Source organism: Microcoleus sp. Aus8_D2 (assembly GCF_036702665.1).
GTDB lineage: Bacteria > Cyanobacteriota > Cyanobacteriia > Cyanobacteriales > Microcoleaceae > Microcoleus.
This window is the reverse complement of the sequence record NZ_JAUBUN010000038.1, coordinates 47,775-73,169: the sequence shown is the minus strand read 5'-3', so window position 1 is coordinate 73,169 and position 25,395 is coordinate 47,775. Positions and strand designations below refer to the sequence as shown.

At 46.5% G+C, this 25,395-nt stretch carries 18 protein-coding genes and 1 tRNA gene; 12 read left to right on the top strand and 7 right to left on the bottom strand.

From position 1 onward, the window contains the following. The first annotated feature begins 260 nt into the window (after positions 1 to 260). A complete protein-coding gene (locus QUB64_RS24685; protein ID WP_333278591.1) occupies positions 261 to 662 on the top strand; it encodes an endonuclease domain-containing protein in 402 nt (133 codons plus the stop codon). Positions 663 to 709: 47 nt separating this feature from the next. Here QUB64_RS24685 and QUB64_RS24680 read toward each other — a convergent pair whose 3' ends face one another. Next, a complete protein-coding gene (locus QUB64_RS24680; RefSeq protein WP_333278588.1) occupies positions 710 to 4,042 on the bottom strand; it encodes an Eco57I restriction-modification methylase domain-containing protein in 3,333 nt (1,110 codons plus the stop codon). Between the two features lie 261 nt (positions 4,043 to 4,303). On the opposite strand from QUB64_RS24680, the gene QUB64_RS24675 reads away from it, so the two are divergent. From QUB64_RS24675 to QUB64_RS24625, 11 genes are all read left to right on the top strand, one after another. Then, positions 4,304 to 4,549 (top strand): helix-turn-helix domain-containing protein, encoded by a 246-nt coding sequence (locus QUB64_RS24675; protein ID WP_333278585.1) that lies wholly within the window; start codon positions 4,304 to 4,306, stop codon positions 4,547 to 4,549. A 555-nt stretch (positions 4,550 to 5,104) separates the two neighbouring features. After that, positions 5,105 to 5,308, top strand: a complete 204-nt coding sequence (locus tag QUB64_RS24670; protein ID WP_333278581.1) for a hypothetical protein — start codon at positions 5,105 to 5,107, stop codon at positions 5,306 to 5,308. Positions 5,309 to 5,460: 152 nt separating this feature from the next. After that, positions 5,461 to 5,533, top strand: a tRNA-Ala gene (locus QUB64_RS24665). A 349-nt stretch (positions 5,534 to 5,882) separates the two neighbouring features. Beyond that, complete coding sequence (gene gcvT / locus QUB64_RS24660) at positions 5,883 to 7,034, top strand: glycine cleavage system aminomethyltransferase GcvT (RefSeq protein WP_333278578.1); 1,152 nt, start codon at positions 5,883 to 5,885, stop codon at positions 7,032 to 7,034. A 341-nt stretch (positions 7,035 to 7,375) separates the two neighbouring features. After that, positions 7,376 to 7,765, top strand: a complete 390-nt coding sequence (gene gcvH / locus QUB64_RS24655) for a glycine cleavage system protein GcvH (RefSeq protein WP_333278576.1) — start codon at positions 7,376 to 7,378, stop codon at positions 7,763 to 7,765. Positions 7,766 to 8,197: 432 nt separating this feature from the next. Further along, positions 8,198 to 11,194, top strand: a complete 2,997-nt coding sequence (gcvP, locus tag QUB64_RS24650; protein WP_333278573.1) for an aminomethyl-transferring glycine dehydrogenase — start codon at positions 8,198 to 8,200, stop codon at positions 11,192 to 11,194. A gap of 396 nt (positions 11,195 to 11,590) precedes the next feature. Then, positions 11,591 to 12,580: a serine/threonine-protein kinase gene (locus QUB64_RS24645; RefSeq protein ID WP_333278593.1), complete on the top strand. Its 990-nt coding sequence runs from the start codon at positions 11,591 to 11,593 to the stop codon at positions 12,578 to 12,580. Between the two features lie 6 nt (positions 12,581 to 12,586). Then, positions 12,587 to 13,015 (top strand): GUN4 domain-containing protein, encoded by a 429-nt coding sequence (locus tag QUB64_RS24640; protein WP_333278571.1) that lies wholly within the window; start codon positions 12,587 to 12,589, stop codon positions 13,013 to 13,015. Positions 13,016 to 13,686: 671 nt separating this feature from the next. Beyond that, the gene (locus QUB64_RS24635) at positions 13,687 to 14,106 is read left to right on the top strand and encodes an endonuclease domain-containing protein (RefSeq protein WP_333277256.1); all 420 of its coding nucleotides are present in this window, start codon (positions 13,687 to 13,689) and stop codon (positions 14,104 to 14,106) included. A 276-nt stretch (positions 14,107 to 14,382) separates the two neighbouring features. Beyond that, positions 14,383 to 15,750: a protein kinase domain-containing protein gene (locus QUB64_RS24630; RefSeq protein WP_333277258.1), complete on the top strand. Its 1,368-nt coding sequence runs from the start codon at positions 14,383 to 14,385 to the stop codon at positions 15,748 to 15,750. Next, a complete protein-coding gene (locus tag QUB64_RS24625) occupies positions 15,750 to 17,429 on the top strand; it encodes a glycoside hydrolase family 44 protein (RefSeq protein ID WP_333277260.1) in 1,680 nt (559 codons plus the stop codon). Before QUB64_RS24630 ends, QUB64_RS24625 begins: the two co-directional genes overlap by 1 nt. 199 nt (positions 17,430 to 17,628) lie before the next feature. Here the strand turns inward: QUB64_RS24625 and QUB64_RS24620 are convergent, their stop codons facing one another. From QUB64_RS24620 to miaB, 6 genes are all read right to left on the bottom strand, one after another. Beyond that, the gene (locus QUB64_RS24620; protein ID WP_333277321.1) at positions 17,629 to 18,501 is read right to left on the bottom strand and encodes an MBL fold metallo-hydrolase; all 873 of its coding nucleotides are present in this window, start codon (positions 18,499 to 18,501) and stop codon (positions 17,629 to 17,631) included. Between the two features lie 253 nt (positions 18,502 to 18,754). Further along, on the bottom strand, positions 18,755 to 19,999 hold the full coding sequence (locus QUB64_RS24615) for an HhoA/HhoB/HtrA family serine endopeptidase (RefSeq protein ID WP_333277262.1): 1,245 nt from the start codon (positions 19,997 to 19,999) through the stop codon (positions 18,755 to 18,757). A 494-nt stretch (positions 20,000 to 20,493) separates the two neighbouring features. After that, positions 20,494 to 21,576 carry an AI-2E family transporter gene (locus QUB64_RS24610; RefSeq protein WP_333277264.1) on the bottom strand — a complete coding sequence of 361 codons (1,083 nt, stop codon included), beginning with the start codon at positions 21,574 to 21,576 and terminating at the stop codon, positions 20,494 to 20,496. A gap of 262 nt (positions 21,577 to 21,838) precedes the next feature. After that, on the bottom strand, positions 21,839 to 22,897 hold the full coding sequence (locus tag QUB64_RS24605; protein ID WP_333277267.1) for a D-alanine--D-alanine ligase family protein: 1,059 nt from the start codon (positions 22,895 to 22,897) through the stop codon (positions 21,839 to 21,841). 277 nt (positions 22,898 to 23,174) lie between these two features. After that, positions 23,175 to 23,600: a hypothetical protein gene (locus QUB64_RS24600; protein ID WP_333277270.1), complete on the bottom strand. Its 426-nt coding sequence runs from the start codon at positions 23,598 to 23,600 to the stop codon at positions 23,175 to 23,177. Positions 23,601 to 23,903: 303 nt separating this feature from the next. After that, positions 23,904 to 25,244, bottom strand: coding sequence for a tRNA (N6-isopentenyl adenosine(37)-C2)-methylthiotransferase MiaB (miaB, locus tag QUB64_RS24595; RefSeq protein WP_333277273.1), 1,341 nt, complete (start codon positions 25,242 to 25,244; stop codon positions 23,904 to 23,906). Positions 25,245 to 25,395 lie beyond the last annotated feature (151 nt).

Below are 25,395 nucleotides of genomic sequence, written 5' to 3'. Positions count from 1 at the left end.
GTTAAAAGCCCAAACAACCAACAAAAAACCCTCTAGCTCTAGCTCCCCCCCTTGCTAAGGGGGGGCTGGGGGGGTTAAAAGCCCAAACAACAACGAAAAACCCTCTAGCTCTAGCTCCCCCCCTTGCCAAGGGGGGGCTGGGGGGGTTAAAAGCCCAAACAACCAACAAAAAACCCTCTAGCTCTAGCTCCCCCCCTTGCCAAGGGGGGGCTGGGGGGGGGTTAAAAGGCCAAACAACAACGAAAAAACCAAACAAAACAATGACAAAACTTTACAACAAAACCTCAGAAAAACTCAAGCGACAGCGACTTCGCAGAGAAATGACCAAAGCAGAAAAACGTCTCTGGGAAAAAATCAAAAGCAGACAGCTTGAGAATTGTAAATTTCGCAGACAGTACAGCGTAGCAGAATTTGTGATTGATTTCTACTCACCAGAAATCAAGCTAGCACTAGAAGTTGACGGTGATAGTCATTTTGAAGAAGGTGCTGTAGAATATGATGTGGCAAGACAAGAATTTATTGAATCAGCAAGAATTAATTTTTTGAGGTTTACAAATGATGATGTTTATCATAATTTGGATGGGGTTCTAGATGCGATCGTAGATGGGATTAAATCGCTGAGAACATTAGGTGTTTTACCCCCCCCAGCCCCCCCTTGCTAAGGGGGGGAGCAAGATCGGACAACGACAAACACCGCTCTAATATTAGATCAAATTTGTCTCACGATAGGCATTCGCGGCGGTGCTGTTTTCCACATCAAATCTATTTCTTGCGGTGTCAATCCGTAAGCTTGATTAATTAAGTCGGATAAACGGTGTTCGAGTCTCAACGCTTCAGCTTTGGAAGATTGAATGGGCGGTGCATATTCATTATAAGTTTCGCGGACTGCTTTTAGTCCAGCCACGCCGAGAGGATCGGAGGATTTAGTTTTCGGCATTCGCTTTCTGATTTCTGCTACAAACTCCTCAAAGGATAGACTAGAAAAGTCTTCGAGTTTTTGTCCGAGTTTATCAATTTTATAAGTGATTTCCAGCCATTGCAAGACATCTCGATGAGTTTCTTGATTAGTTTTAGCGATTTCAATTAAACGCCTGACAATTAATTCCACTTCGGCACGAATTGAGTCAGTTGGTGGTGCGATGGGCAGCTTTTCCATCAATTCGCCAACGGGACTCAGCGCTTCATCTTTCATGTGCGGTAAATACCGCCAATTGTGCCACCACATGAGTGCTGAATTAAGCACTCCCAAGATATACAATTCAGATATCGGAATAATGAAAGCTTTATTGTTGGTCAAATAACCCTCATTATCATAGCTATATGCTGGATGAAATTGAATTTCCTGATAGATAAGTTTAGGCTGTTGAAATAGGTTACAAAAAGATGGCGATGCTTGCCACTGCCACCATAATTGTTTGCCGGCTCTTGCTTCTAACTTAGTTCTATATTTTTCCAGATGAGATTTTATCGTAGGATAGTTTTCTATCTCAATATCTCTATGAGCGAAGATGATCCAAACTTCATCCCATTGAGGATACCAGCGTTTAATATCCTGACCTCGCAATAAGGGCTTGATAATTTCAGCGGATTTAGGGTCAGCTTTAACTATACTGTTTTTAGTAGCTTCATCAATCAAAAAAGCTTCGTTAAATCCTGTTTTTATGCCATACAAAGGCTTAACCCCTGCAAAATCTTTAAGCGGAACTCCCACTCGTTGAATTTTCTGCATCAACTCATCAACAGCAGGAGGTTCCAAACTCCAAGCACTCGCAGTAAAACGCGATCTAGAAATTTGATAACCCTGTTCTTGAACGTATTGTGTAAGATTGATATTAGCAATATCCTCACGCGGAACCGGACAAACAATCACAGACGAATTAGGTTCAAATTTACTTCGCTCAATCTCGCTTTTTGTTTCAGAGATAGATGGAGATAGGTGAGGTTTTCTGACGGCGACAATACAAGGAAAAGTATCAGCATCCTCAAAAATTGGCGCGTGTCCGAAATCAATAATTTGCTCTAGTAAACCTTGACTGGCAAAAAACTTGCGTAGAGGTTCGCCGTATCCCGATCGCAGCCATTTATTTGTCACAATATAGGAAAGCACGCCCCCCGGCTTGAGAATCTTTAACGCGAGTTCGTAAAAGTAAGTATAAAGGTCTGCTACGCCGTTATATGATTCATAATTTGCTTGCAAGTATGGTTTAATTGGAGACAGCAACTCCTGCCGGACGTAGGGCGGATTGCCAATGACAACATCAAAACCGCCACCAGCAAAAATATCGGGAAATTCAGCTTGCCAATCAAACGCTCTATCTGCTACATTTGAGTCGGCTACGATCGAGTTTCCCGCTTTAATATTATCATCCAAATAAGTCAGGGTTTTACCAGCTTGGGCCGTCTTCAACCACAGGGAAAGTTTGGTTATTTCCGCCGATTCCGACAGCAAATCTACGCCGTATAGGTTGTTGCTTAAAATAGTTCGATCGAATTCAAGCGAGTTGCGATTTGGCTGACATCCCAAAGCATTCAATTCTCGATCGACTCTTTCGTACTGCTGCATCAAATAATCAAAAGCCGCAATCAAAAAAGCTCCCGAACCGCAGGCCGGATCGATGACTCGCGTTTTTTGCAACACCTCATCTCGATACGCTTTCCAAAACTTAATTGCAGTTTTCTTGGGCGGCTGAACCGACACTTCAGCAGCTTCGCCAATTAGGAACAAATCGCGCAATTCTTGCTCTCGCCGTTGCAAATAGCCACCGAGAGAAACCTCAACAATATACTGAGTAATAAAAGCTGGCGTGTAAAACACACCTTGAGTTTTCCGCTTGCCTTTTTTGCGCTCGTATTCCTGTCCGGCACTTTCAGCATTTAACTCTTCCAAATCCGTCACTGACTGCTCGAAGATATGCCCCAAAATATCGACGGAAACTTCGGTATCAAAATCAAATCTGGTCAGCTTATTAAGCAGACTGCATAAGGGATTGGGTACAGTCAATTGTGCGTCTAAAATTGGGTCAAATTTAAATAAACCGCCGTTGTATCCCGGTACAGGAGGGTCATCATTTCCCACATCGACCCAGCGAAAGACTGATTGATAATTTTCCCAAATTAATCTAGGATTGTATTGGTCTTTGTGGTCGTGAGCGTTGCTGAGGGTTTTTGGTGGTAGCAACCCTTTATCTTCACAAAAAGCAATGAATAAAACGCGGTCTAAAGTTTTTTGAGCTTTTTCGATGAGTATGCGATCGCGATTGGGGATATCCGGCGGCCCCGTAAAGCGAAAATGCTTGACGAGAGCGAGTCGAATTGCTTTGTATTCTTCATATAATTTATTAGTAATTTCCTCTTGAGCTTCGTCAGAGTCTTTTAACAGTCTGTCGATCGCAGAAACTGTTTGAGCTTGATTTGAGGGAGGCAAAAAATTGCGGCGGCAAAGCAGAAAGTAAAACCGCTTAAAAGCTTCAATATCCGCCAAGTCAGTCAGAAAAAATTGTTCGTAATAAGCGGGAGTTTTATTGGTATGATAAAGTCGCAACTCTCGATAATTCGAGACGATAATCCAGCGACAATCTGGTGTATAATTAGCGTAGCGCCAACCTTGGTCAACTGCTGATTCCGATCGCCCTGGTGCGGGACGGTCTAAATCATTTTTCGCTCCCTTGAGTTCGATCGGAGCCACAACTTTACCTTGCAGCTTAACTTTGCCTTGAGGATTGTCAGCGGTCGTAAAAAAGCCGATCGCCCCGTCAGCAGAACCGCCGCCATCAGATATCGTTTGTTCCGCGTTAATTTCCCAAGCTTTCCCCGCACCTTGAATTACCGAGCAATATCCCAACACATCCTGAAAAATATCATTAATAAAACTGCCGTGCAGCGAAACTTCTTTAACTTCGTCTAACGTGCCTGTTTTAAGTGCAGCAATCCACGTTCCCAATTTTTGGCGGCGCACTTCCATATCTTGCGGAAAGCTAAAAGCACGCAAAGCTGTGTTGAGTGTTTTGCTGTGAAAAAGGGCACGAGTAGAGCGATTTGTCATCTTTTAAAAGCAGATTAATTAAGTTAAGTTAATTTTACAGCATCTAAGTGCAATAGCGGCTCAGACCTTCTGCCTCCCATCCAGTTAAACTCAAAACGGGCGATCGCGCAGCGGGAATTTTCACTGCTGTGAAAGCGTAATTTTGCGGCAAGTTAAATAATCACATTCATTGTACCGGACGTAACCCATTAGGTACACATTTACTTAGTCAAGAGCCTCTGACACGATTGTCTAGACGGACAGGCTGCACGCACAGGTAGGATGGGAAAAGCAGGCAAAGCTCTCAGGCAAGTGTTGGAAATTTACGGCATTAGCCAGAATAAACTCGCAGTCGCCCTGGGAATTGAACGGGGCAGCGTTTACCGTTGGGTACACGAAATCAGAGATCCGACAGCAGAAACAGTGAGGGAGATTGTGAAGACTCTTCAAGCAATTGAGCCTCCGGCTGCGTCCAAGTTTATCGAGTTATATCTGGGCGACTTCATTGAGGAGAAGGAACAGCCTTAGATGGTGGGGACTCTTCAGCAATTCTTGATAAATAGTCCTGGACGCACGGGTAGTCAGAAACCGGGTTTTTTCCGAAATCTTTGGTTGTTACCCACAGATTAGATAAAAACCCGGTTTCTTTGGCTCGATGCGTAACTCCTGTTAGTTAAACTGGAGTATAATTTTTAACCGCATCACTCTTGAGGAATTCTTGATAAGCTGATTCATCTCCAAAAGAGTCGATCGCAATTTTAGCTTTTGGCATTCTCCCATCCAGTTATACTCAAAACGGGCGATCGTCTTCGTTGGCGTAGCCCCCGTAGGGGCGGACAACGCTTGCGCACCTACCGATCGCAAACGCCCGCTTCCCCGGTGCGATCGCACAACCGCCCCTACAAAGCTGAGCTAACTCTCATTTAGTTTGCATATTGTAATTATTAAGAAAACCTATACTTTTTATTGATGACTTTCCGTTGCTCCCCATCCGTTTAACATCAATACTTAAATACATATGAGCTTCTCTGCACTCCGCGAAAAGTTTTGTTACAATAGTTAAGCTGTTACAAATCGTAACTTATGCTGGTTTCTATTTTAATAATTGACGTTGCCCTCGTTGCCTGGTCATTGCATCTAATGCAAGAGGCGATCGCGCAACGGGAATTTTCACTAATCCTAGCCGGCACCCTAGTTGCGGTTTCAGCCGCCGCCCTGCTAGTCGTCTACTTCCTCATGGGGTCTTGTTTGAGCCATTTAACCGAAATATCCCAGCACACTTACTAGATCGTAGTAGCGATCGACAATTGGAAAGAAGTGAGGAGAATTTTTTTGACAAAAAGCCGAAAGCCTTGCCAATCCAAGGCTAAAAACTAATTTTACAAAAAGGCTTGACAAATATTGGTCAGTTAAGGCATGATAAAGAGCGCGAAAAGAAAGGGGAATTAGCTCAGTTGGTAGAGCACTACAATGGCATTGTAGGGGTCAGCGGTTCGAGCCCGCTATTCTCCATAAACAAGACTAGATAAAACTATATTGATCAGTCGTGTCAACTTAGCATCAAATGTAGCACAGGTATGCTGTCTGACGATTAGGCTCAGATCCCCCCTTAGCTTGCCCCCTACTCCCCCTTAAGAAGGGGGGAATCGGAAGTGGCTCAAAGTCAACCCCTACTCCCCTTCTTAAGGGGGATTTAGGGGGAAGAAGCCTCTGCGATCAACGAGAGATACAAAAGTTTTTAAGCTGAAGTTGACACGACGAAAGGCAGTGTCGTGTCCATAAATTCGATCGCGCCCACACCACAAAAACCAACTTTCCCGTAAAATCAAAACAGAGTCTACCCGCAACCAAAGCGCTACCTGTGGCAAAGTCAACTGAACCCAACAATCCAGAGAGGCCGAGTCAGCTTGCGCGATCGCCTCTGTACGAACTATCATTACAGCTCAAAGGTCGAATGGTGCCCTTTTCCGGGTGGGAGATGGCCGTACAGTACGCAGGTATCAGCAGCGAACACCAAGCAGTACGCCAGCAAGCAGGAATGTTCGACATATCCCACATGGGAAAATTCTGCTTGAGAGGGAAACAAGTAATAGAAAAATTTCAACCCTTAGTACCCTCAGACTTAAGCCGCTTGCAACCAGGTCAAGCTCAATATACAGTCTTACTAAATGACAAAGGCTGCATCTTAGACGACATTATTTTCTACAGCCAAGAACCAGACGCTACCACTGGCGAAGAACGTGCAGCAATCATTGTCAACGCCGCCACTCGCATCACAGACCAAGCCTGGATTCTCGCCCACTTAGACTTGAGCGAACTGACTTTTACTGACATCTCCGAAGACCAAGTTTTAATCGCAATTCAAGGCCCGGAAGCAGTTAAATATCTTCAGCCTTTTGTCGAAGACAACCTCGCACCAATTAAGGCATTCGGACACTTAGAAACCAAGCTGTTGGGACAGCAAAGTTTTATCGCCAGAACAGGTTATACCGGCGAAGATGGATTTGAAATCATGGTGGATATAGAAACCGGAAAAAAAATCTGGCAAAAATTCCTAGATGCTGGCGTTGTTCCCTGCGGTTTGGGTGCGAGAGATACCTTGCGTTTAGAAGCAGCGATGGCACTTTACGGTCAAGATATTGACGACAATACCACACCTTTAGAGGCTGGATTGGGTTGGGTAGTTCACCTCGATAGCAAAGGCGATTTTATTGGGCGCGAGGTTTTGGAACAGCAGAAAGCCACGGGAGTATCGAAGCGGTTGGTAGGGTTGGAAATGCAGGGGCGGCATATTGCGCGCCACGGCTATCCGGTAATATTTGACAGCGAAACAGTAGGAGAAGTTACTAGCGGTACTTTATCGCCTACATTGAATCGGGCGGTAGCCCTCGCGGTTGTTCCGGCAAAATTAGCTAAAATCGGCCAGCAGTTAGAAGTGGAAATTCGCGGGAAAAATTACCCGGCGACGGTGGTTAAAAAGCCATTTTATCGAGCGCAAAATCGACCCAATTAAATAAGGTTCGATCGTTCGGACTTCAGTCCTCTTCCGGTATCTAAAGAAGGACTGAAGTCCGAACGATCAAACCTTATTTTTAAGGTTCGCAGTCAGGACTTTAGTCCTCTCCCCTTATCTAAAGAAGGACTGAAGTCCGAACGATCAAACCTTATTTTTAAGGCTCGCAGTCAGGACTTTAGTCCTCTCCCCTTAGACTTATATAACAATCCTAAATAAGTTGTGGAATGGGCCGGAGAACCCGTCCAGCGTCAAAGCCTGAACCACGTTCATAACTGACTTGAGATTGCTATATATTATTGACGAATGGAAACTATACTTTTTTACGGTGAGGAATTGACATGACACTAACATACCCCGATGACTTGAAATACCTAGACACTCACGAATACATCCGACTCGAAGGGGAAATAGCCACTATCGGTATTAGCGCCTTTGCGGTTGACCAACTCGGCGATATCGTGTTTCTAGATTTACCCGAAGTGGGTGCGGGGTTGCAAAAGGGCGAAGCTTTCGGTACAGTTGAGTCAGTGAAAGCCGTTGAAGATTTGAAAGCGCCTGTGACCGGTATAGTCGTAGAACGCAATGATGCCATTATAGAGTCTCCCGAAAATTTGGCCGAAGACCCCTATGGCGCTGGGTGGCTGCTGAAAGTGCGCGTTGACAACGCCAGCTACGCCGATGATGCTTTGTCTGTCGGAGAATATCGCAAAATGGTGGAAGGGGAATAGGGCATGGGGCTCCGTGGGCATGGGGCTCCGTATGGGGTTCCTTGATTCTTCCACAATCGGCCAGGGGTTGAAACCCACGGGGCTTTTAGCACAAGTCGTCTAAAGACGACTGATACCAAATCCGACTTCAATACCCCTTTGATCTCTTCGTCAGCTAAAGCAGACTTCGCTTGACTCGCTTTGCGGTTTCAACCACCGACTTTAATCTACAGTCGGCGACCGACGACTTCTGCTATGAGACAGGGGTTGAAACCCCTGTCGGACTGTCGGATTGTCGGATTGTCGGACTGTCGGATTGTCGGATTGTCGGACTGTCGGACTGTCGGATTGTCGGATTGTCGGATTGTCGGACTTTCATAGACACAGAAAATCTCCCTTCTTCCTTTGCGAAATGTTACAAAGTAATAAGAAATCCATTCAGGAGAATCAGCCTTGGTACTCTACAGCCCGCAACTTGAACCCAGCCAACAACAAAACCTTTCTCCCATCGATGGTTTTGCGGCGCGACACATTGGCCCGACACCCACCGAAATCCAGCAAATGCTCGATGTTTTGGGTATTTCCAGCCTCGATGAGTTGATTGACAAAACGGTTCCAGTGGCGATTCGCATGAATCAACCCCTACAACTTCCCGCGGCCAAAAGCGAGTACAGCGCTTTAGCGGAATTGAAAGAAATTGCTGCTAAAAATCACGTATTTCGATCGTACATCGGGACAGGATATCACAACTGCATCACACCCCCAGTCATCGGGCGCAACATCCTCGAAAATCCCGGCTGGTATACAGCTTACACTCCTTACCAAGCCGAAATTGCCCAAGGGCGATTAGAAGCTTTGCTGAACTTCCAAACCATGATAATCGAGCTCACGGGTTTGGAAATTGCCAATGCTTCTTTGCTGGATGAAGGGACTGCGGCGGCGGAAGCGATGGCGGTGAGTTACGGCGCTAGCAAGAATAAGGCAAAAGCGTTTTTTGTCTCGCAAGATTGTCACCCTCAAACCATCGAAGTGGTGCAAACTCGCGCTAAACCGCTGGGAATTGAAGTGATTGTCGGCGACCATGAAAGCTTTGAGTGCGATCGTACTATCTTCGGTGCACTCCTGCAATACCCAGCCACCGATGGCGCAATTTACGACTATACCGATTTTATTCGATCGGCACATCAAGCCGGCGCCTTAGTCACAGTAGCCGCCGATATTTTGAGCCTTTGCGTACTCACACCCCCAGGCGAATTCGGCGCAGACATAGCCGTAGGAAGCACCCAGCGCTTCGGAGTGCCGATGGGATTCGGAGGGCCCCACGCAGCCTATTTCGCCACCAGAGAAGAGTTTAAACGGCAAGTTCCGGGGCGAATTGTCGGCGTTTCTAAAGATGCTAACGGCAAATCTGCTTTACGTTTAGCCTTGCAAACTCGCGAACAGCACATCCGCCGCGAAAAAGCAACTAGCAATATTTGTACTGCCCAAGTTTTGCTAGCAGTGATGGCGAGTATGTATGCTGTTTATCACGGCCCGTCTGGACTCCAAGCAATTGCCGAACAAGTACGCAGTTTAACCGCAATTTTAGCATCAGGTCTTGCCAGCTTTGGATACAACATTGGCGATCGACCTTTCTTCGATACTCTCCGGGTAGAATTGGGAGATAAACCGCTATCGGAAGTTCTACAAGCCGCTCAAAATCGCCACATTAATCTGCGGGTGTTCGATGAAACAACCGTGGGGATTACTCTGGATGAAACTGTCACGGCGGAAGATGTCAAAGAGTTGTGGAAAATTTTTGCACGGGAGGAGGATTATATCAGGGCTGACGGGGAGAATTCTCTGAGGGTTCCGCTGAATGCAGACGCTTTCACTTCCTATATGATGTTACCTGAGTTTTGCGATCGCACCAGCAGCTATCTCACCCATCCAGTTTTCAACAGCTACCACTCCGAAACCGAACTGTTGCGGTACTTGCACCGTTTAGAAACCAAGGATTTATCGCTAAATACATCGATGATTCCCTTGGGTTCCTGTACGATGAAATTGAATGCAACAGCCGAGATGGTTCCCGTGACTTGGGCAGAATTTGGTAACATACATCCCTTTGCACCGCGCAACCAAACTCGCGGCTATCAAATGATGTTCGTCCAACTCGAACAGTGGCTGGCAGAAATCACCGGTTTTGCCGGAATTTCCTTGCAACCAAACGCTGGTTCCCAGGGCGAATATGCGGGATTGTTAGTAATTCACCAATACCACGAACACCGAGGCGAATCTCACCGCAATATCTGTTTGATTCCCCAGTCAGCCCACGGTACAAATCCAGCTAGCGCGGTAATGGCTGGGATGAAAGTAGTTGCTGTCGAGTGCGATTCCCAGGGGAATATTGATGTCGCCGACTTGCAGAAAAAAGCCGAAAAGCACAAAAATGAACTCGCTGCTTTGATGGTAACATATCCGTCTACCCACGGTGTGTTTGAGTCAGAAATTAAAGAAATTTGCGAGATTGTCCACAACTGCGGCGGACAAGTTTATATGGACGGCGCCAATATGAATGCTCAAGTTGGTTTGTGCCGTCCCGGTGATTTTGGTGCCGATGTTTGTCACCTAAATTTGCACAAAACTTTCTGTATTCCTCACGGTGGTGGCGGGCCAGGAATGGGGCCGATTGGGGTGATGTCTCATTTAGTGCCTTTCTTACCTGATGTTTCGGGAGATCCCCCCCAGCCCCCCTTAACAAGGGGGGGGCAAGAGTTGGGCAGTCAATCGATAGAGTCCTCAACAAATGTGGAGAAAGATTGCAATTCTATAGGTGCTGTTTCGGCGGCACCTTGGGGAAGTGCTAGCATTTTGACTATTTCTTGGATGTACATTCGGATGATGGGAGGAGTGGGTTTAACTGAGGCGACGAAAGTTGCAATTCTTAATGCTAATTACATGGCAAAACGGTTAGAATCCTATTATCCGGTTTTGTACAAAGGGAAATCGGGTTTGGTAGCGCACGAGTGCATTCTGGATTTGCGACTTCTCAAGAAAACCGCAGGGATTGAAGTCGATGATATCGCCAAACGCTTGATGGATTACGGTTATCACGCGCCGACAGTTTCTTGGCCTGTCGCCGGTACAGTAATGGTGGAACCGACGGAAAGCGAATCGAAGCAGGAATTAGACCGTTTCTGCGATGCAATGATTGCGATTCGTGGAGAAATTGCCGAGATTGAAAATGGCAATGTAGACGCGCAAAATAACGTGTTGAAAAATGCGCCGCACACCGCAGAATCTCTGATGGTTGATGAGTGGAATCGTCCTTATACTCGCGCGCAAGCTGCGTATCCGACAGCTTGGACTCGCGAACATAAGTTTTGGCCTGCGGTGGGCCGGATAGATAATGCGTTTGGCGATCGTAATTTTGTCTGTTCTTGTCTGCCAATGGAAGCTTACACTTAAGGTTGCAATCCATGTAAATCTCGTTTTTCTCCGAGTCTAGATCCCCCTCGCATCAAGAAAGGTTGTAGGGGGACGAAAGAGAACGCTTCCAATTCCCCCATTGTAGGGGCGGTGGATGGTGCGTGCGTGCCCTCTTGGCGCCGGGGGGATCTCCGGGTTTTATGCTGAGTCTAGATCCCCCTCGCATCAAGAAAGGTTGTAGGGGGACGAAAGAGAACGCTTCCAGTTCCCCCCTTCTTCAGGGGGGATAGGGGGGATCTCGGGGTTTGATAGATGCTGAAATCCACCCCACGAAAGACCTCAAGAAACCGGGTTTTTGCGACAATACCTAACTAAAACCCAAAATCTCGGAAAAAACCCGGTTTCTCAACACCCCACGAAAGCTCTCAACCAAAAATTCCCCCATCTCAGCTACAATCAAAACCATCCTCTCCATCCCCACATACCCGCCATGAGGCACTGGCCCCCGGACAACAAATCCACAACGGCAAATACATCATCGAAGCCATCCTCGGTGGTGGCGGATTCGGAGTCACCTACCGCGCCCAAAACCCCAAAGAAGGCAAAGTAGTCGCCATCAAAACCCTAAATGCTAACGTTCAAGGTAAGCCAAACTTTCAGGAATTACAAACCAAATTTCTCAACGAAGCATTATCTTTAGCCAAGTGCAGCCATCCCCACGTCGTCCAAGTTTACGAAGTATTTCCTGAAATGGTAGGAAATCTTCAATTGTGGTGCATGGTGATGGAATTAATCGACGGGACTAATTTAGCAGAATATCTCGAAGATAACGGTATTTTGTCGGAAGCGAAAGCTTTGCCAATTATTCAACAAGTCGGAAGTGCTCTGAGTTTTGTGCACCAGCAAAAATTTACTCACCTCGATATTAAACCGCAAAATATTATGTTAAGAACCCCCCAGCCCCCCTTGGTAAGGGGGGGAGCAAGAGAAAATACTGCCTTCTCTTCTCTTAGTAAGGTGGGTGCAGTTTTGATTGATTTTGGCTTGGCGCGACAGGTGACAGCGCCGGGGAAATTGCGGACAAATAGCAATTCCGGGACAGAGTGTTATGCACCCATTGAATTATTAGAAAAACGCGCCGAAGTTGGTGCTTATACTGATGTTTATTCCCTAGCAGCAACGCTTTATGTCATGTTGACTGGTGAGTTGCCGTTTCCCTCGCAATTCAGGAAGCAAAATATTGCTTTAACTCCGCCAAAGCAGCACAATTCTGAGATGAGCGACAGGGTGAATGCGGCGATTATGAAAGGGATGGAGTTGGAACCGCAAAATCGCCCGCAGTCGGTGCAGGAATGGTTGGATTTGCTGATACCGAAACAAGCTGCTAATGAGGTGAATTTGGTTTCAGCAGTGGGAATTGATTAGAGAAAATTGCGTGATTTATTAGCTGCCAAAAAGTGGAAAGAAGCCGATGAGGAAACGGCGAAAGTTATGTTGAAGGTGGCGGATAAGCACGAAACAGAATGGCTGGATTCAAAAAGTATCGAAAAATTCCCCTGCGAGGACTTGCGTACCATTGACCAACTTTGGGTAAAATACAGCGATGGGCGCTTCGGATTTAGCGTGCAGAAGCGCATCTATCAAAGTTTGGGGGGGACAAGGGAAGATGATATTGAAGTTTGGCAGAAGTTTGGCGATCGGGTAGGCTGGAGAAAAAGAAATTGGTGGCTATACTACAGAGACCTCACTTTTTCCGAGCAAGCACACGAAGCTCACCTCCCTAGCATTCGTGGAGGGATGGGGGGAGGTTGGTGGGTGGTGGAGGTTCTCTTCTCTCGCGTCGAGACTTGTAAAGTGTAACATCTAAGCGTTTCAGGATTTCATAAAGATTTACAACCAAGCCGAAAACCACGAAGCCATGCCCTCTCTACGTTTCCGACGGGGTTGTCGGGACATAATGAGCAAATAATCAAAGTAAAATCAATCTCAGAAACCGGGTTTCTGCGATAATTTATGTATCATCACCCAGATTCAGGAAGAAACCCGGTTTCTACCTCCCCACCAACAGCCTCCAAACTCCATAACGCAAGAAACAAAATTTGTAATTTGCATTAACAATCAAGACTAAGCAACCAACAATAAAACTCAAACAACTCTTACTCCCCCCCTTACCAAGGGGGGGCTGGGGGGGGTTAAAATATCAAACAACCAACAATAAAACTCAAACAACTCTTACTCCCCCCCTTACCAAGGGGGGGCTGGGGGGGCTTAAAATACCAGCTACCAACAATAAAACTCAAACAACTCTTACTCCCCCCCTTACCAAGGGGGGGCTGGGGGCGGTTAAAATACCAGCAACCAACAATAAAACTCAAACAACTCTTACTCCCCCCCTTACCAAGGGGGGGCTGGGGGCGGTTAAAATACCAGCTACCAACAATAAAACTCAAACAACTCTTACTCCCCCCCTTACCAAGGGGGGGCTGGGGGGGTTAAAATACCAGCAACCAACAATAAAATCCTATATAACAATGACAAAACTCTACAACAGAAGCTCCGAAAAATTCAAGCGGCAGAAGCTTCGCAGAGAAATGACAGAAGCGGAAAAGGAGCTATGGAAACGGATCGGAAACAGACAGCTTGAGAATTGTAAATTTCGCAGACAATACAGTGTAGCAGCATTTGCGATCGACTTTTATTCACCGGAAATCAAGTTAGCACTGGAAGTTGATGGTGACAGCCATTTTGTGGATGGCGCTGTAGAATATGATGCAGAAAGGCAAGAGTTTATTGAGTCGGCAAGGATTAATTTTTTGAGGTTTACTAATGATGATGTTTATCATAATTTGGATGGGGTTTTGGAGGTGATTGTTGAGGGGATTAAATCGTTGAGAACATCGGGTGTTTTACCCCCCCAGCCCCCCCGGGCTTCGGGGGGGATCAAGAGTTAGCTGTTTGTTAAGGGTGGGGAGTAAGGGTTAGGAGGGTAGATTAGATTTAATCGTTTATTGCATTAACTCTTTTACCCCCCCGAAGCCCGGGGGGGAGCAAGAGTTGATCCTTTGTTAAGGGTGGGGAGTAGCAGTTAGGAGGGTAGATTAGATTTAATCGTTTATTGCATTAACTCTTTTACCCCCCCGAAGCCCGGGGGGGAGCAAGAGTTGATCCTTTGTTAAGGGTGGGGTGCAAGAGTGTCTATAATCCAAAATTTATAATTCACAATTCATATGACTTCAAAAGTTACCCTCACCATCACCGCAGGTAATCTCAAAGGGAAAGAATTCACCTTTGATACCCGCACTACTTGCATAATTTGCCGCGCTAAAGATTGCTACCCCAATATTCCCGACGACGAAAAACACCGCACCATCTCGCGCTATCACTGTTTGCTAGATATCAATCCTCCTGATATCCGGGTGCGCGATTTTGGTAGCAAAAATGGCACTTTTGTAAATAGCAATAAAATTGGTCAGCGAGAAGCTCGTCAATCTCCTGAAGAAGCTGCTAAAATTCAATTTCCAGAGTATGACTTGCAGGAGGGAGATGAATTTACACTCAGCGATACTTCTTTTCGAGTTGCTGTTGCCCTTGACCCGGAAATTGCCAAAACAGCCCAACAACAATCATCCCCGATTGTTCCTTCAAATCAAGAGAATTTGTGGGAAATGCTGAAAGCTTTTCTGTTTAAGGCTGTGGGCGGTCAAAATAATATTGGAGTTCTCGGTGATTATGTTTGGCTGAAGGAGTTGGGTAAGGGAGGTTTTAGTTTGGTTTATTTGGCGCGACACAAACTAACTAATGAAGAAGTGGCGCTGAAGGTGATGTTACCAAAGGTGGCGGCGAATCAGCGGGCTGTGAATTGGTTTATGCGGGAAATTGAAAATACTAAATGTTTGAAGCATCCGAATGTGGTAGGATTTAAAGAGTCTGGTTATGCTGATGAAACTTTCTTTTTTACGATGGAATACTGCGAGGGTGGCAGTGTTGTTGATTTGATGGCAAAACGCGGTGTTAGCACTTTGCCGATCGCCGAATCAGTAGGTATTATTACACAAGTTTTAGATGGTTTGACTTATACTCATCATGCGGAAATCCCCAATGTCAGGTTGGCTGATGGTAGTTTTGCGAAGGGACGGGGTTTGATTCACCGGGATTTGAAGCCGGGGAATATTTTTCTGGCGAATATCGGTGGGAAACAAGTTGCTAAGATTGGGGATTACGGGTTAGCAAAGGCTTTCGATCAGGCGGGTTTAAGCGGTTTAACTTTGAGTGGTAATGCTGTTGGTACGCCGTATTTTATGCCGCGACAGCAAGTGCTTGATTATAAGTATGCTAAGCCGGAGGTTGATGTTTGGGCGGCGGCGGCTTGTTTGTATGTGATGATTACGGGGTGTTCGCCTCGCAATTTTGTGGGATTAGATCCGTTTCGTGCTGTGTTGGATAATGATGTGGTTCCGATTCACGATCGCACTTCGTCCATCCCCAAGCCGCTAGCCGCAGTTATCGATCGCGCTTTAATCGACAATCCTGAAATTTATTACAAAAGTGCAGTAGATTTTAAACAAGCCCTACTAACCAGTATATCACAAAATTAATGAACTTACGATTTTTATTGCAGTCTCCCGAACATAAACCTCGTTGGCTTGTCCTATTTTTGTTGGGTTTAATCGCCGCTTTTGCAATTGCCACTACAACAGTTTATTTCAAAAGCGCGATCGCCCAAAACAGTCTATCCTTATCTGTAGACGTGACAGCCGATCGCCATTCCATCAGTCCCGACATCTACGGATTGAACGATTATACCCTAGATCCGGCCCTCGCCAAAGAGTTGCGAATTCCGGTGGAACGCTGGGGCGCCAATCACACCAGCCGCTACAACTGGTTAGTCGATTCTTCCAACGCCGGCGATGACTTCTTTTTCGTGGGAGGTGGCGACAATAAAAAACCCATTCCCGGCGATTCCATAGACAAAATTGTCAAAACCAACCGCAATAACGGTAGCAAAAGCATCGTTACCATCCCCACGATCGGCTATGTAAATAAGTTTAGCACTTGGAACTGCGGCTTTAGAGTATCCAAATACGGCGCGCAAGAAAAAACCAATCCCTACATTTTTCCAGAAGGCGATAAGTGCGGCAATGGGAAGCGTCCAGACGGCACTGTAATCACAAATAATAACCGCCTTGATGTTAGTATTATCAGTAACCCAGATTTCCAAAAATCTTGGGTTCAACATTTAGTTAAAACCCACGGTACAGCCGCTAAAGGTGGTGTCCAAATTTATCAGATGGACAATGAACCAAGCGGTTGGGGAAACACTCACCGCGATGTTCATCCAGAACCGACAAGTTATGACGAATTGCGCGATCGCACTTTCCAATATGCCTCAATGGTAAAAGCCACAGATCCCACCGCTAAGGTACTCGGGCCATCGGATTTCGGCTGGCCGGTTTATGTGGATTCGGGGGTAAAGGGCGATCGCGAAAAACACGGCGGCGTCTGGTTTGCGCGGTGGTACTTGCAGCAAATGCGCGCCTACGAACAGCAAAAAGGTGTTCGCATCCTCGACTATTTCGACGAACACTACTATCCTGTCGTCGATGACCTCTGTTTGGCGAATTGTCCGGTAGGCGACGCTAAGACGCAAGCAGCCCGGTTGCGATCGACTCGTTCTCTCTGGGATAGCACTTACACCGATGAAAGTTGGATTGGTAAATACAATCCGCCGCTAACAATTATACCTCGATTTCGAGAGTGGGTAAAGCAAGATTATCCAGGTACAAAAGTTGCAATTACTGAATACAATTGGGGCGGCATGGAGTCGATGAACGGCGCCTTGACTCAAGCCGACATCCTGGGGATTTTTGGGCGAGAACAACTCGATTTAGCGACGCTGTGGGGGCCTCCGAAGTCTTCTGAACCTGGTGCTTATGCCTTCCGAACCTACATGAATTATGACGGTAAGGGTGGTAGATACGGGGATACTTGGGTGCGATCGCACAGCACAGACCAGGGACAATTGTCAATCTACGGATCGCAACGCACTCAGGACGGCGCTTTGACGCTGGTAATCATTAACAAAACCAGCAAAAACTTGACCAGCAGCTTGAGTCTGAAAGGATTTAACCCAGCCGCCACAGCTCAAGTTTACACCTACAGCGAGGCGAATTTGCGGGCGATCGTCCGTCAGAGCGATTTAAGTGTCAGCAGCGCTGGATTTAAGGCAACTTATCCCGCTAATTCTATCACGTTGGTAGCCATGCCCAAAGTCTAAAACACAGGTTCGCAGTAAGGACTTTAGTCCTTCTGGAGGTTCGTAGTAAGGACTTGAGTCCTTCTTCCAGGGGCGATCGCACGATCGGTATCCTTCCAATCTAACCGGATTTGGTATTAGTAACAACTTTTTGGGAAAGGACTGAAGTCCTTACTACAAACATTTTGGATCGTTTGGTAGTAAGGACTTTAGTCCTTTTTTATTTATCCTCCATCCAAGCAACACATTTCCGCATCTGCTCGCCCATCGTTTCTCGATCGGCATTATACCTCCTTCCATGTCCCGGCAACACCCATTCAAAGGAGTAATTAGCCAAATCCTGCATTGATTTGACTTGTTCCTTCCAAGAATACCAACAGGCATTACGAAAGCCAATTAACTGGTGCAAATTGTCAGACCAGGCGAGATGGTCGCCACTGAACAAAAACTTATCATTGTACAGTAAAACCGTGTGACCTTTCGTGTGACCGGGAACAGGTACAATCAACAAATCATCAGCTATTTGATGCGGTTCGCTGCCAGACAATTGAATTTCTACACTCCGAGTATCCGCGTTAATTTCGTCAGCATGAAGAATGCGATCGCATCCAAAATGGTCGCGATATTTTTGATGGTCTGCTACATCATCCTGGTGAGTCAAGTACAGATAGCGAATGCCGCCCATTGCTTCTATATTTTTGACTAACGGCGGTACAAAACGGGGAGAATCAACTAAAATGTTTCCTTCGGGGCGGACAATTAAATAGCTCGCCGCGCCGTAGGATTTCTCTGAGTGATAGCCGCAGTGGTAGACATTTTCTGTTACGAGTGCGGGCAAATGTTGCTGAACTTCTTTGATATTGTGAGGTTTGTCAACAGTGCCGATCGAACTTGTGGGACAAGACAAAAGAGCCGCAAGACCTCGCATTTCTGCTGTATCGTTTGTTGGCTGCTGGTAAACCGCAGACTGTTCTCCGGCTTGAGTAAAGACTTCCGGTGCCATCCACCGACAAGTATCGCAGTCAATGCAGCTACTGTCTACGTAAAAATTACCGCTGATATTTTCGGGGCGGCGTAAATTGATGTGAGCCATTTTTTCACCTTTTAATAACCCATAGAAATAATTGTAAATTAGTATAACTAGCACGCCCGATATCCCGCCGGGGGTTTAAACCCCCGTCTCAAAGCACAAGTCGGTTAAAACCGACTAATAACTACTGCCTATTTATTGACAGTAGCTTAGTATCAGTCCTATGCAAGACGACTTTCGCTTTGAGGCAGGGGTTTAAACCCCTGCCGGACTCTTGCTTATGCGTGCAAGATATCAGTTACAATTAACCATTCTACTACTGCTGCTTGCCCGCTGGAAAAGCACCAGCTTTCACCGCCACAGTCACAGATTGTCCGTTGCGGTTCAACTCAAGCTGCATATCCTTGCCTACGGTACTTTTCTCGACAATTTGCTGTACGCTGCCAGCATCGCTGACTTCTGTACCGTTGATTTTTTTGATCACATCGGCAACGCGCACTCCAGCTTGTGACGCCGGAGAATCTTTCGCAACTCCCAGAACTAACACGCCTTTATCTTCAGTCAGCCTCAATTTGCTGTTGGGATTTTTATTGAATTCTGCCTTGACTTCGGGAGTAATGCTCAACATCCGAACGCCAAGATAAGGATGTTCGGCTTTTCCGCTGCTGACTAATTGGTTGGCAATTTGTTGCGCCCGATCGATCGGAATCGCAAAACCCAACCCCTGGGCCCCTTCAATAATCGCCGTATTCATGCCGATCACTTGACCGCGCTGGTTCAACAAGGGGCCACCAGAATTGCCGGGATTGATGGCGGCGTCGGTTTGAATAAAGCTGACGCGCTTGTCGGGAACGCCCACATCGGCGCTAGAACGGCCTGTGGCGCTAATAATACCGACAGTCACGGTATTGTCCAAACCGAGGGGATTGCCGATCGCGATCGCCCATTCTCCGGGCTGTAAATCTTCAGATTTACCCAAATTCACCACAGGTAAATTGGTAGCCTCAACTTTAACAACAGCCACATCAGTAACTGTATCTACGCCCAAAACTTTGCCTGCCAATTCGCGGCCATCCTTCAGTTTTACCGTCACCGTATCTGCACCATCAACAACGTGAGCGTTAGTCAAAATGCGGCCGTCGGAACCAAAAACAAAACCCGAACCAGCTCCCTTTTGTACCTTATTTCCCGGTTGAATCGGAGAGTCGGGGCCAAAGAAACGGCGGAAAAAAGGATCGTCCAACACATCAGGCTGTTGGTTTTTAACAGTGCGAGAAGAATTGATCCGCACCACTGCTGGGCCGACTTCCTGGACTACTTTCGTCACAAAATTAGAGTCTTGAGAAGGCAATATATTTGCAGGTAAAGCTGAGACTGGCGCAGCACTTGCAGGTTGTTCAGCCTTGATAGCATTAGAACTTCCAGGAACTTGCGAATTTAGGGCGTTGCAGCCGACAGTTGCCGTAGAGCCGAGCAAAACTAGGGATAAAAAAGCAAGTTTTTTCGGCACATAAAAACGGCGAGAAGGTTGAGTTTGATTAGATTTTTTTGTGGTTGACATAGTATTAATTTGGTGGGAGAATGGGCGAGAGTTATAATTATGGTTTGGCAGTTTTAGCACCTAAGTTTTAGCACCTAGTGTAATTAACTTAGAACTCAAGGTTCTTTAATTTTAATTCAAACATTTATCAGATGTGATTGGGTGGTGGGATTTACCCTACACGCTGGGGTAGAAACCAGACTGTTGCAGGCAAATTGTTGATTTTAGGTGGTCAGCGCGATCGAGCTTGGTTAGCACTGGCGAATTGCCGCCTGAATGCGATAATACAGACTACGATAGCCCGCCCGAATATTCCGCATTTTCTCGGAAGAAATCTTCATGGAATCAGTCCGATGATATCAGCGGTCACGAGCGCAATCAAATTCGTTCGATCGTTCGGAGTTCAGTCCTCAGAATTTTCTGAGGACTGAACTCCGAACGCTCGAACCTGATCGGGGTTATTTTACGGGCTGCGATCTCATTCCCAATTTTTAATTCTCAAATCTAAAATAGTATTATTGCTCCGTAGGTTCAATGTAACTAACGGCATCCAGTTCGCTCGACTTGTGCCTCGAAGTTTCCCAAGTATCAACAGTATTCTTAATAAAACCGGCCATCGGTACAGCAACTATCAAACCCGGTACTCCCGCCACCTTCACCCCCACCAGCAGCGACACTAAAATCCACACGGGATTGAGGCCGATAAAACCGCCTAATAACCGAGGTGCAACCCCGCTTTCAATTACTTGCTCGATTACTGTAGCGACAGCTAAAACTGTGACACCGAGCCAAAAGTTGTTTAATGTAATCAGCAAACTGACAACGCAAATACTGAAAGGTGCCCCGAAGGGAATCATTGTCATTACACCCACACCCAAACCAAACAGCAATCCGAAGGGAACTCGCAAAATTAAAAAAGCCACAGTCATCGACAGTCCCATCAAGCCCGCCAAAGTTGCTTGCCCGACGAAGTAGTTGTGGAAGCTTCGCGCCAGCAACTGGCGCAATTGCAGGCTCAGTTTGGAGGGAAACCACTTAAACAATCCTTCCCACAGGCGATCGCCGTGCAAGAGCAAGTAGAATGTCAGAACCATTGTCAGCAGAAAATTCAACACACTGTCCGCCGCACCCAAGCCAAATTTGAGGATTTCGCCGGTGAGAGACTGCAATTGAGTTGAAAGTCGATCGCTCAATTGAGTAGTCAAACCGCTAACATCAATAGGGATACGGCGATTTTCCGCCCACTTGTGGAACGCTTCAATCTGTTCTGTACCAGAAACTATCCAAGTCGGGAGTCTGGTAGCGAGTTCAGTGATTTGGTTCAGCAGAATCGGAGCCAGAGTAACGCCCAAAACCACCAATACCAGCAAAGTCAAAAACAATACCGCCAACACAGCCCGATCGCGCTTCAGCCCATATCTGCGCAGAAAACGCACTGGATAATCTAGCAAAAAAGAGAACACTGTAGCGATTACCACAACGGTAATCAGGGCGCGAAAAAATTCAAAGACTAAGAGGGCTAACCAGCAGTTGAGTACCGCTAGCGGAAATAACAGTCCGTAAGTCCACCACTGCGGCAGTTGAGTGAAACGTCTCATCTAAGTTAACCGAGTTAAATTTTGAGATGCCAGATCAGAGATTGACGCTGCTATTCGCAGTTCTCCGTTAACGATTTTATGTTGCATTTAGTTATACCAGGCTGCTAAAAATTCCCAGTTGCTCGACCAGCAGCAGAAATAGGGCTGCTGGCAGGCAGTACCTGCCACAACCATGTTATCTCATTGACGCTGGTATGGATATATTACCTGCGGAATAACTTATTTTTGGCGCTTGATACAAAAACAGTTAGCCGCTCGTGATTCAAGCTTTTTCCCCATGCCTTTCGAGAGCTAATTGAATTAAACGGTCTGCTAATTCGGGGAAAGAAATACCATCATGTGCCCACATTTGCGGATACATACTGGTAGCTGTAAATCCCGGAAAAGTGTTAATTTCATTAATCAAAACTTCTCCGGTGGACTCAACGTAGAAAAAGTCTACTCGCGCTAACCCTGCTGCATCAATAGCTAAAAATGCTCGCACTGCCATTTCTTGGATTTGCGAGACGATCGCACTGCTGACTTTTGCCGGAATTGACCAGTCGGCTTGTCCCTCAGTATATTTAGTTTCGTAGTCGTAGAAATCGCTTTGAAAAGAAATTTCTCCCACCGTTGAAGCTTTAGGGTTGTCGTTGCCTAAAACCGCACATTCTAACTCTCTAGCAACCACACCCGCTTCCACAATGATCCGCCTGTCGTAGCTGGCGGCGCTGTCGAGAGCTGCTTCTAACTCCGCGCGCGATCGAGCTTTAGAAATGCCGACAGACGAACCCAAATTCGCGGGTTTGACAAAGCAAGGATAGCCCAAATCGGCTTCAATTTGGTCGCACAGTTTGGGGAAAACGCAAGGATTAGACCAGATTTGGGAACGGTTGACAGCGATGTATTTTACCTGCGGCAAACCTGCGTGAGCAAAAGCCATTTTCATCGCAATTTTATCCATTCCCACGGCAGATCCCAAAACCCCGGAACCGACAAAAGGAACTTGCAATAATTTCAGTAACCCTTGCACCGTACCGTCTTCACCGTTAGGCCCGTGCAAAACAGGAAACCAAACATCTATGCCATTAAAATTAGGAAACTGCCAAGCTTCTCCTGCTTGTGACTCTATTTCCAGAGGTTTGCCGGTGGCTAAGACTTGTTGGGGTATCGCGCCCGACAGCCAGCGACCGTCTTTTTGGATGTAAAACGGCAGAACTTCGTATTTAGAGGCATTTTCGTCAGCAGCGAGGGCCCGGGCGATCGCCCGCGCCGAACTAATAGAGACTTCATGTTCGCCCGATCGCCCGCCGAAGAGTAACCCGATCCGCATCTTCGTCATTTTTCCATACTCCCGATACTTTTTGACAAATATACACGCAGTTAGCGCAGGTAGAACACAATACGGTTTAGTTAGCGCTACTGTCATTGCGAGCGATCGAGCGAAGCAATCGCCAAGACTACGATCCTTTTCAGTTGTGTGAGGTATTCCGCGAGCAATTACCTTGTTAACTGAACCGTATTGAGCTGTAACAGGAAGTATTGGACAGAAAGCGAGAATTCTGGATAATTAAACAGGCTCAAAAACTGACGAAACTTGCGTTCTCATCGGATCGGGGCTACTGGGGCTGTACTGGTTTCACAAAACTGCTGTTAGCCGGAACAAAACAATTACTCGGCCCGCCGGTACCATCACTTTTTTCTATAAAAAACCAAGGTTGATGTTGCGAATCGTACAAAACCCCCAATCCGCTGGGGCCCAGATAGATTTCAAAATTCTGGCCTGGTTTCAAAGTACCAACAACAGGCCAACTGGCAATATTTAAATTTAGCTTGCTCCCCGGATCTTCTATTTCATGGATAGAATGCTCGCCCATGCGACATTTGACACCCTTGGGGTCAGAATCTACGGCTTCCCAATATAGGTGAGATGTTCTGGGATAATCTCCGCGTGCGTTTGGCTGCGGCAATTCATCTTCTGCATCTGTTTGGGGAGTTGTTTGGGGAGTTGACTGTTTAGCGTCGAATTCTGAACTTTGTGTCATGGATTTAAACTCTCTTTTCTTAATAAAAATCAAATCTAATTTGACCGCCAGCCACCAATCTAACATCCTGTTCAGTCGATCGCCCGCAAACAACGTTCGTAGTGAGGACTTTAGTCCGCATCCATCCCAGGAGTTAAGTCCTCACTACAAACTAATCTTTTTAAGGTTCGTAGTGAGGACTTTAGTCCGCATCCATCCCAGGAGTTAAGTCCTCACCATCAAACTAATCTTTTCTTGATGTAAGGTGCTTGCGGGCGCACCCTACAACATAATACAGCTTTTGCACAAGTTCTGGCAAAACCCTTAGAGCATTTCTCCAGTCAAACTAAAAGCGCGAATATCAGTAATTTTAACACGCACAATCTTACCTGCCAATTGTGCAATATCGCCCTTAAAAAATGTGAGGCGATTGCCGCGAGTGCGTCCCATCACCTGAGTTGGATCTTTAAGATTCTGGACTTCCACCAAAACCTCCTCAGTCCGTCCCAAATAGCGCTGCGATCGCTCCATAGCCGTTGTTGTCACGACATGATTGATGCGTTGCAGGCGATCGGCTTTCACCTCCTCACTTAACTGATTTTCCCACAAAGCAGCAGGCGTTCCCGGGCGAGGCGAATAAGCCGCAGTATTCACCAAATCAAAACCCACATCTTCAATTAACTTCAGAGTCTTTTCAAACTGTGCCTCCGTTTCCCCCGGGAAACCCACAATTGCATCAGCCGTAATCGAAGCATCCGGCATATAACGGCGAATCATATCCACAATTCGCAGATATTTCTCCTGAGTATATCCCCGAGACATCGCCTTCAAAATCTCATTATCTCCCGACTGAAAAGGCACGTGAAAATGTTCGCAAACCTGCGGCAACTCCGCACAAGCCTTAATCAATCGTTCATTAAAATAGCGAGGGTGGCTAGTAGCAAACCGCAGGCGATCGACACCAGGAACATCCCGCACAAAATACAGCAAATCCGTCAAAGTATGCTGATTGCTGCCATCCGGCTTTGTCCCTGGCAAATCGCGCCCGTAAGCATCAATATTCTGCCCCAACAAAGTCACTTCCTTGTAACCTTGACGGCCCAACTCCTCCATTTCCGCGCGAATAGCTTCCGGCATTCGCGACTGTTCAACCCCGCGAACATTCGGCACAACACAATAAGTGCAGCGTTCATTGCAACCATAAATTACATTCACCCAAGCAGTCACCTTGCTATCGCGGCGAGGCTTAGTAATATCCTCCATAATCTCAACAGCTTCCGTCGCCACAACTTGATTTCCCTGAAAAACTTGTTCCAGCAAATCTTCAAGTCGGTTAGCGTGTTGCGGGCCCATTACTAAGTCCAATTCCGGCACTCTCCGCAACAGCGCCTCACCTTCCTGCTGCGCCACGCATCCAGCTACAACCAAAGTTAAACCGGGTTCTTTGCGCTTGCGATGAGCTTGCCTTCCGAGGTTAGAATAAACTCTTTGTTCGGCATTATCGCGAATCGTGCAAGTATTGTATAGAATTAAGCTAGCGTCATTCGGGTCTTCCGAGAACTCAAAGCCCATATTTTCCAGAATGCCGGCCATCCGTTCCGAGTCGGCTTTATTCATCTGGCATCCGAAAGTGGTAATGTGATAGCGGCGGGGTTTAACGGTCATGGCGAATTGCAGGAAAATAAAAAATCTAGGTTTTCAACCTTATGGCGTATTATATAATAAATTTTAACCTTTTTACCAATCTGTAGGGTGTGTGAGGCGCGGCGATTAACTTGCGTCACTGACAATCAATCTTCAACCGCGCCTCACGCAC

Bases quoted from the DNA above. Each gene is read 5' to 3' on its own strand.
- QUB64_RS24685 (WP_333278591.1), top strand. From the start codon at position 261: ATGACAAAACTTTACAACAAAACCTCAGAAAAACTCAAGCGACAGCGA.
- QUB64_RS24680 (WP_333278588.1), bottom strand. From the start codon at position 4,042: ATGACAAATCGCTCTACTCGTGCCCTTTTTCACAGCAAAACACTCAAC.
- QUB64_RS24675 (WP_333278585.1), top strand. From the start codon at position 4,304: ATGGGAAAAGCAGGCAAAGCTCTCAGGCAAGTGTTGGAAATTTACGGC.
- QUB64_RS24670 (WP_333278581.1), top strand. From the start codon at position 5,105: ATGCTGGTTTCTATTTTAATAATTGACGTTGCCCTCGTTGCCTGGTCA.
- gcvH (WP_333278576.1), top strand. From the start codon at position 7,376: ATGACACTAACATACCCCGATGACTTGAAATACCTAGACACTCACGAA.
- QUB64_RS24635 (WP_333277256.1), top strand. From the start codon at position 13,687: ATGACAAAACTCTACAACAGAAGCTCCGAAAAATTCAAGCGGCAGAAG.
- QUB64_RS24630 (WP_333277258.1), top strand. From the start codon at position 14,383: ATGACTTCAAAAGTTACCCTCACCATCACCGCAGGTAATCTCAAAGGG.
- QUB64_RS24625 (WP_333277260.1), top strand. From the start codon at position 15,750: ATGAACTTACGATTTTTATTGCAGTCTCCCGAACATAAACCTCGTTGG.
- QUB64_RS24620 (WP_333277321.1), bottom strand. From the start codon at position 18,501: ATGGCTCACATCAATTTACGCCGCCCCGAAAATATCAGCGGTAATTTT.
- QUB64_RS24615 (WP_333277262.1), bottom strand. From the start codon at position 19,999: ATGTCAACCACAAAAAAATCTAATCAAACTCAACCTTCTCGCCGTTTT.
- QUB64_RS24610 (WP_333277264.1), bottom strand. From the start codon at position 21,576: ATGAGACGTTTCACTCAACTGCCGCAGTGGTGGACTTACGGACTGTTA.
- QUB64_RS24605 (WP_333277267.1), bottom strand. From the start codon at position 22,897: ATGACGAAGATGCGGATCGGGTTACTCTTCGGCGGGCGATCGGGCGAA.
- QUB64_RS24600 (WP_333277270.1), bottom strand. From the start codon at position 23,600: ATGACACAAAGTTCAGAATTCGACGCTAAACAGTCAACTCCCCAAACA.
- miaB (WP_333277273.1), bottom strand. From the start codon at position 25,244: ATGACCGTTAAACCCCGCCGCTATCACATTACCACTTTCGGATGCCAG.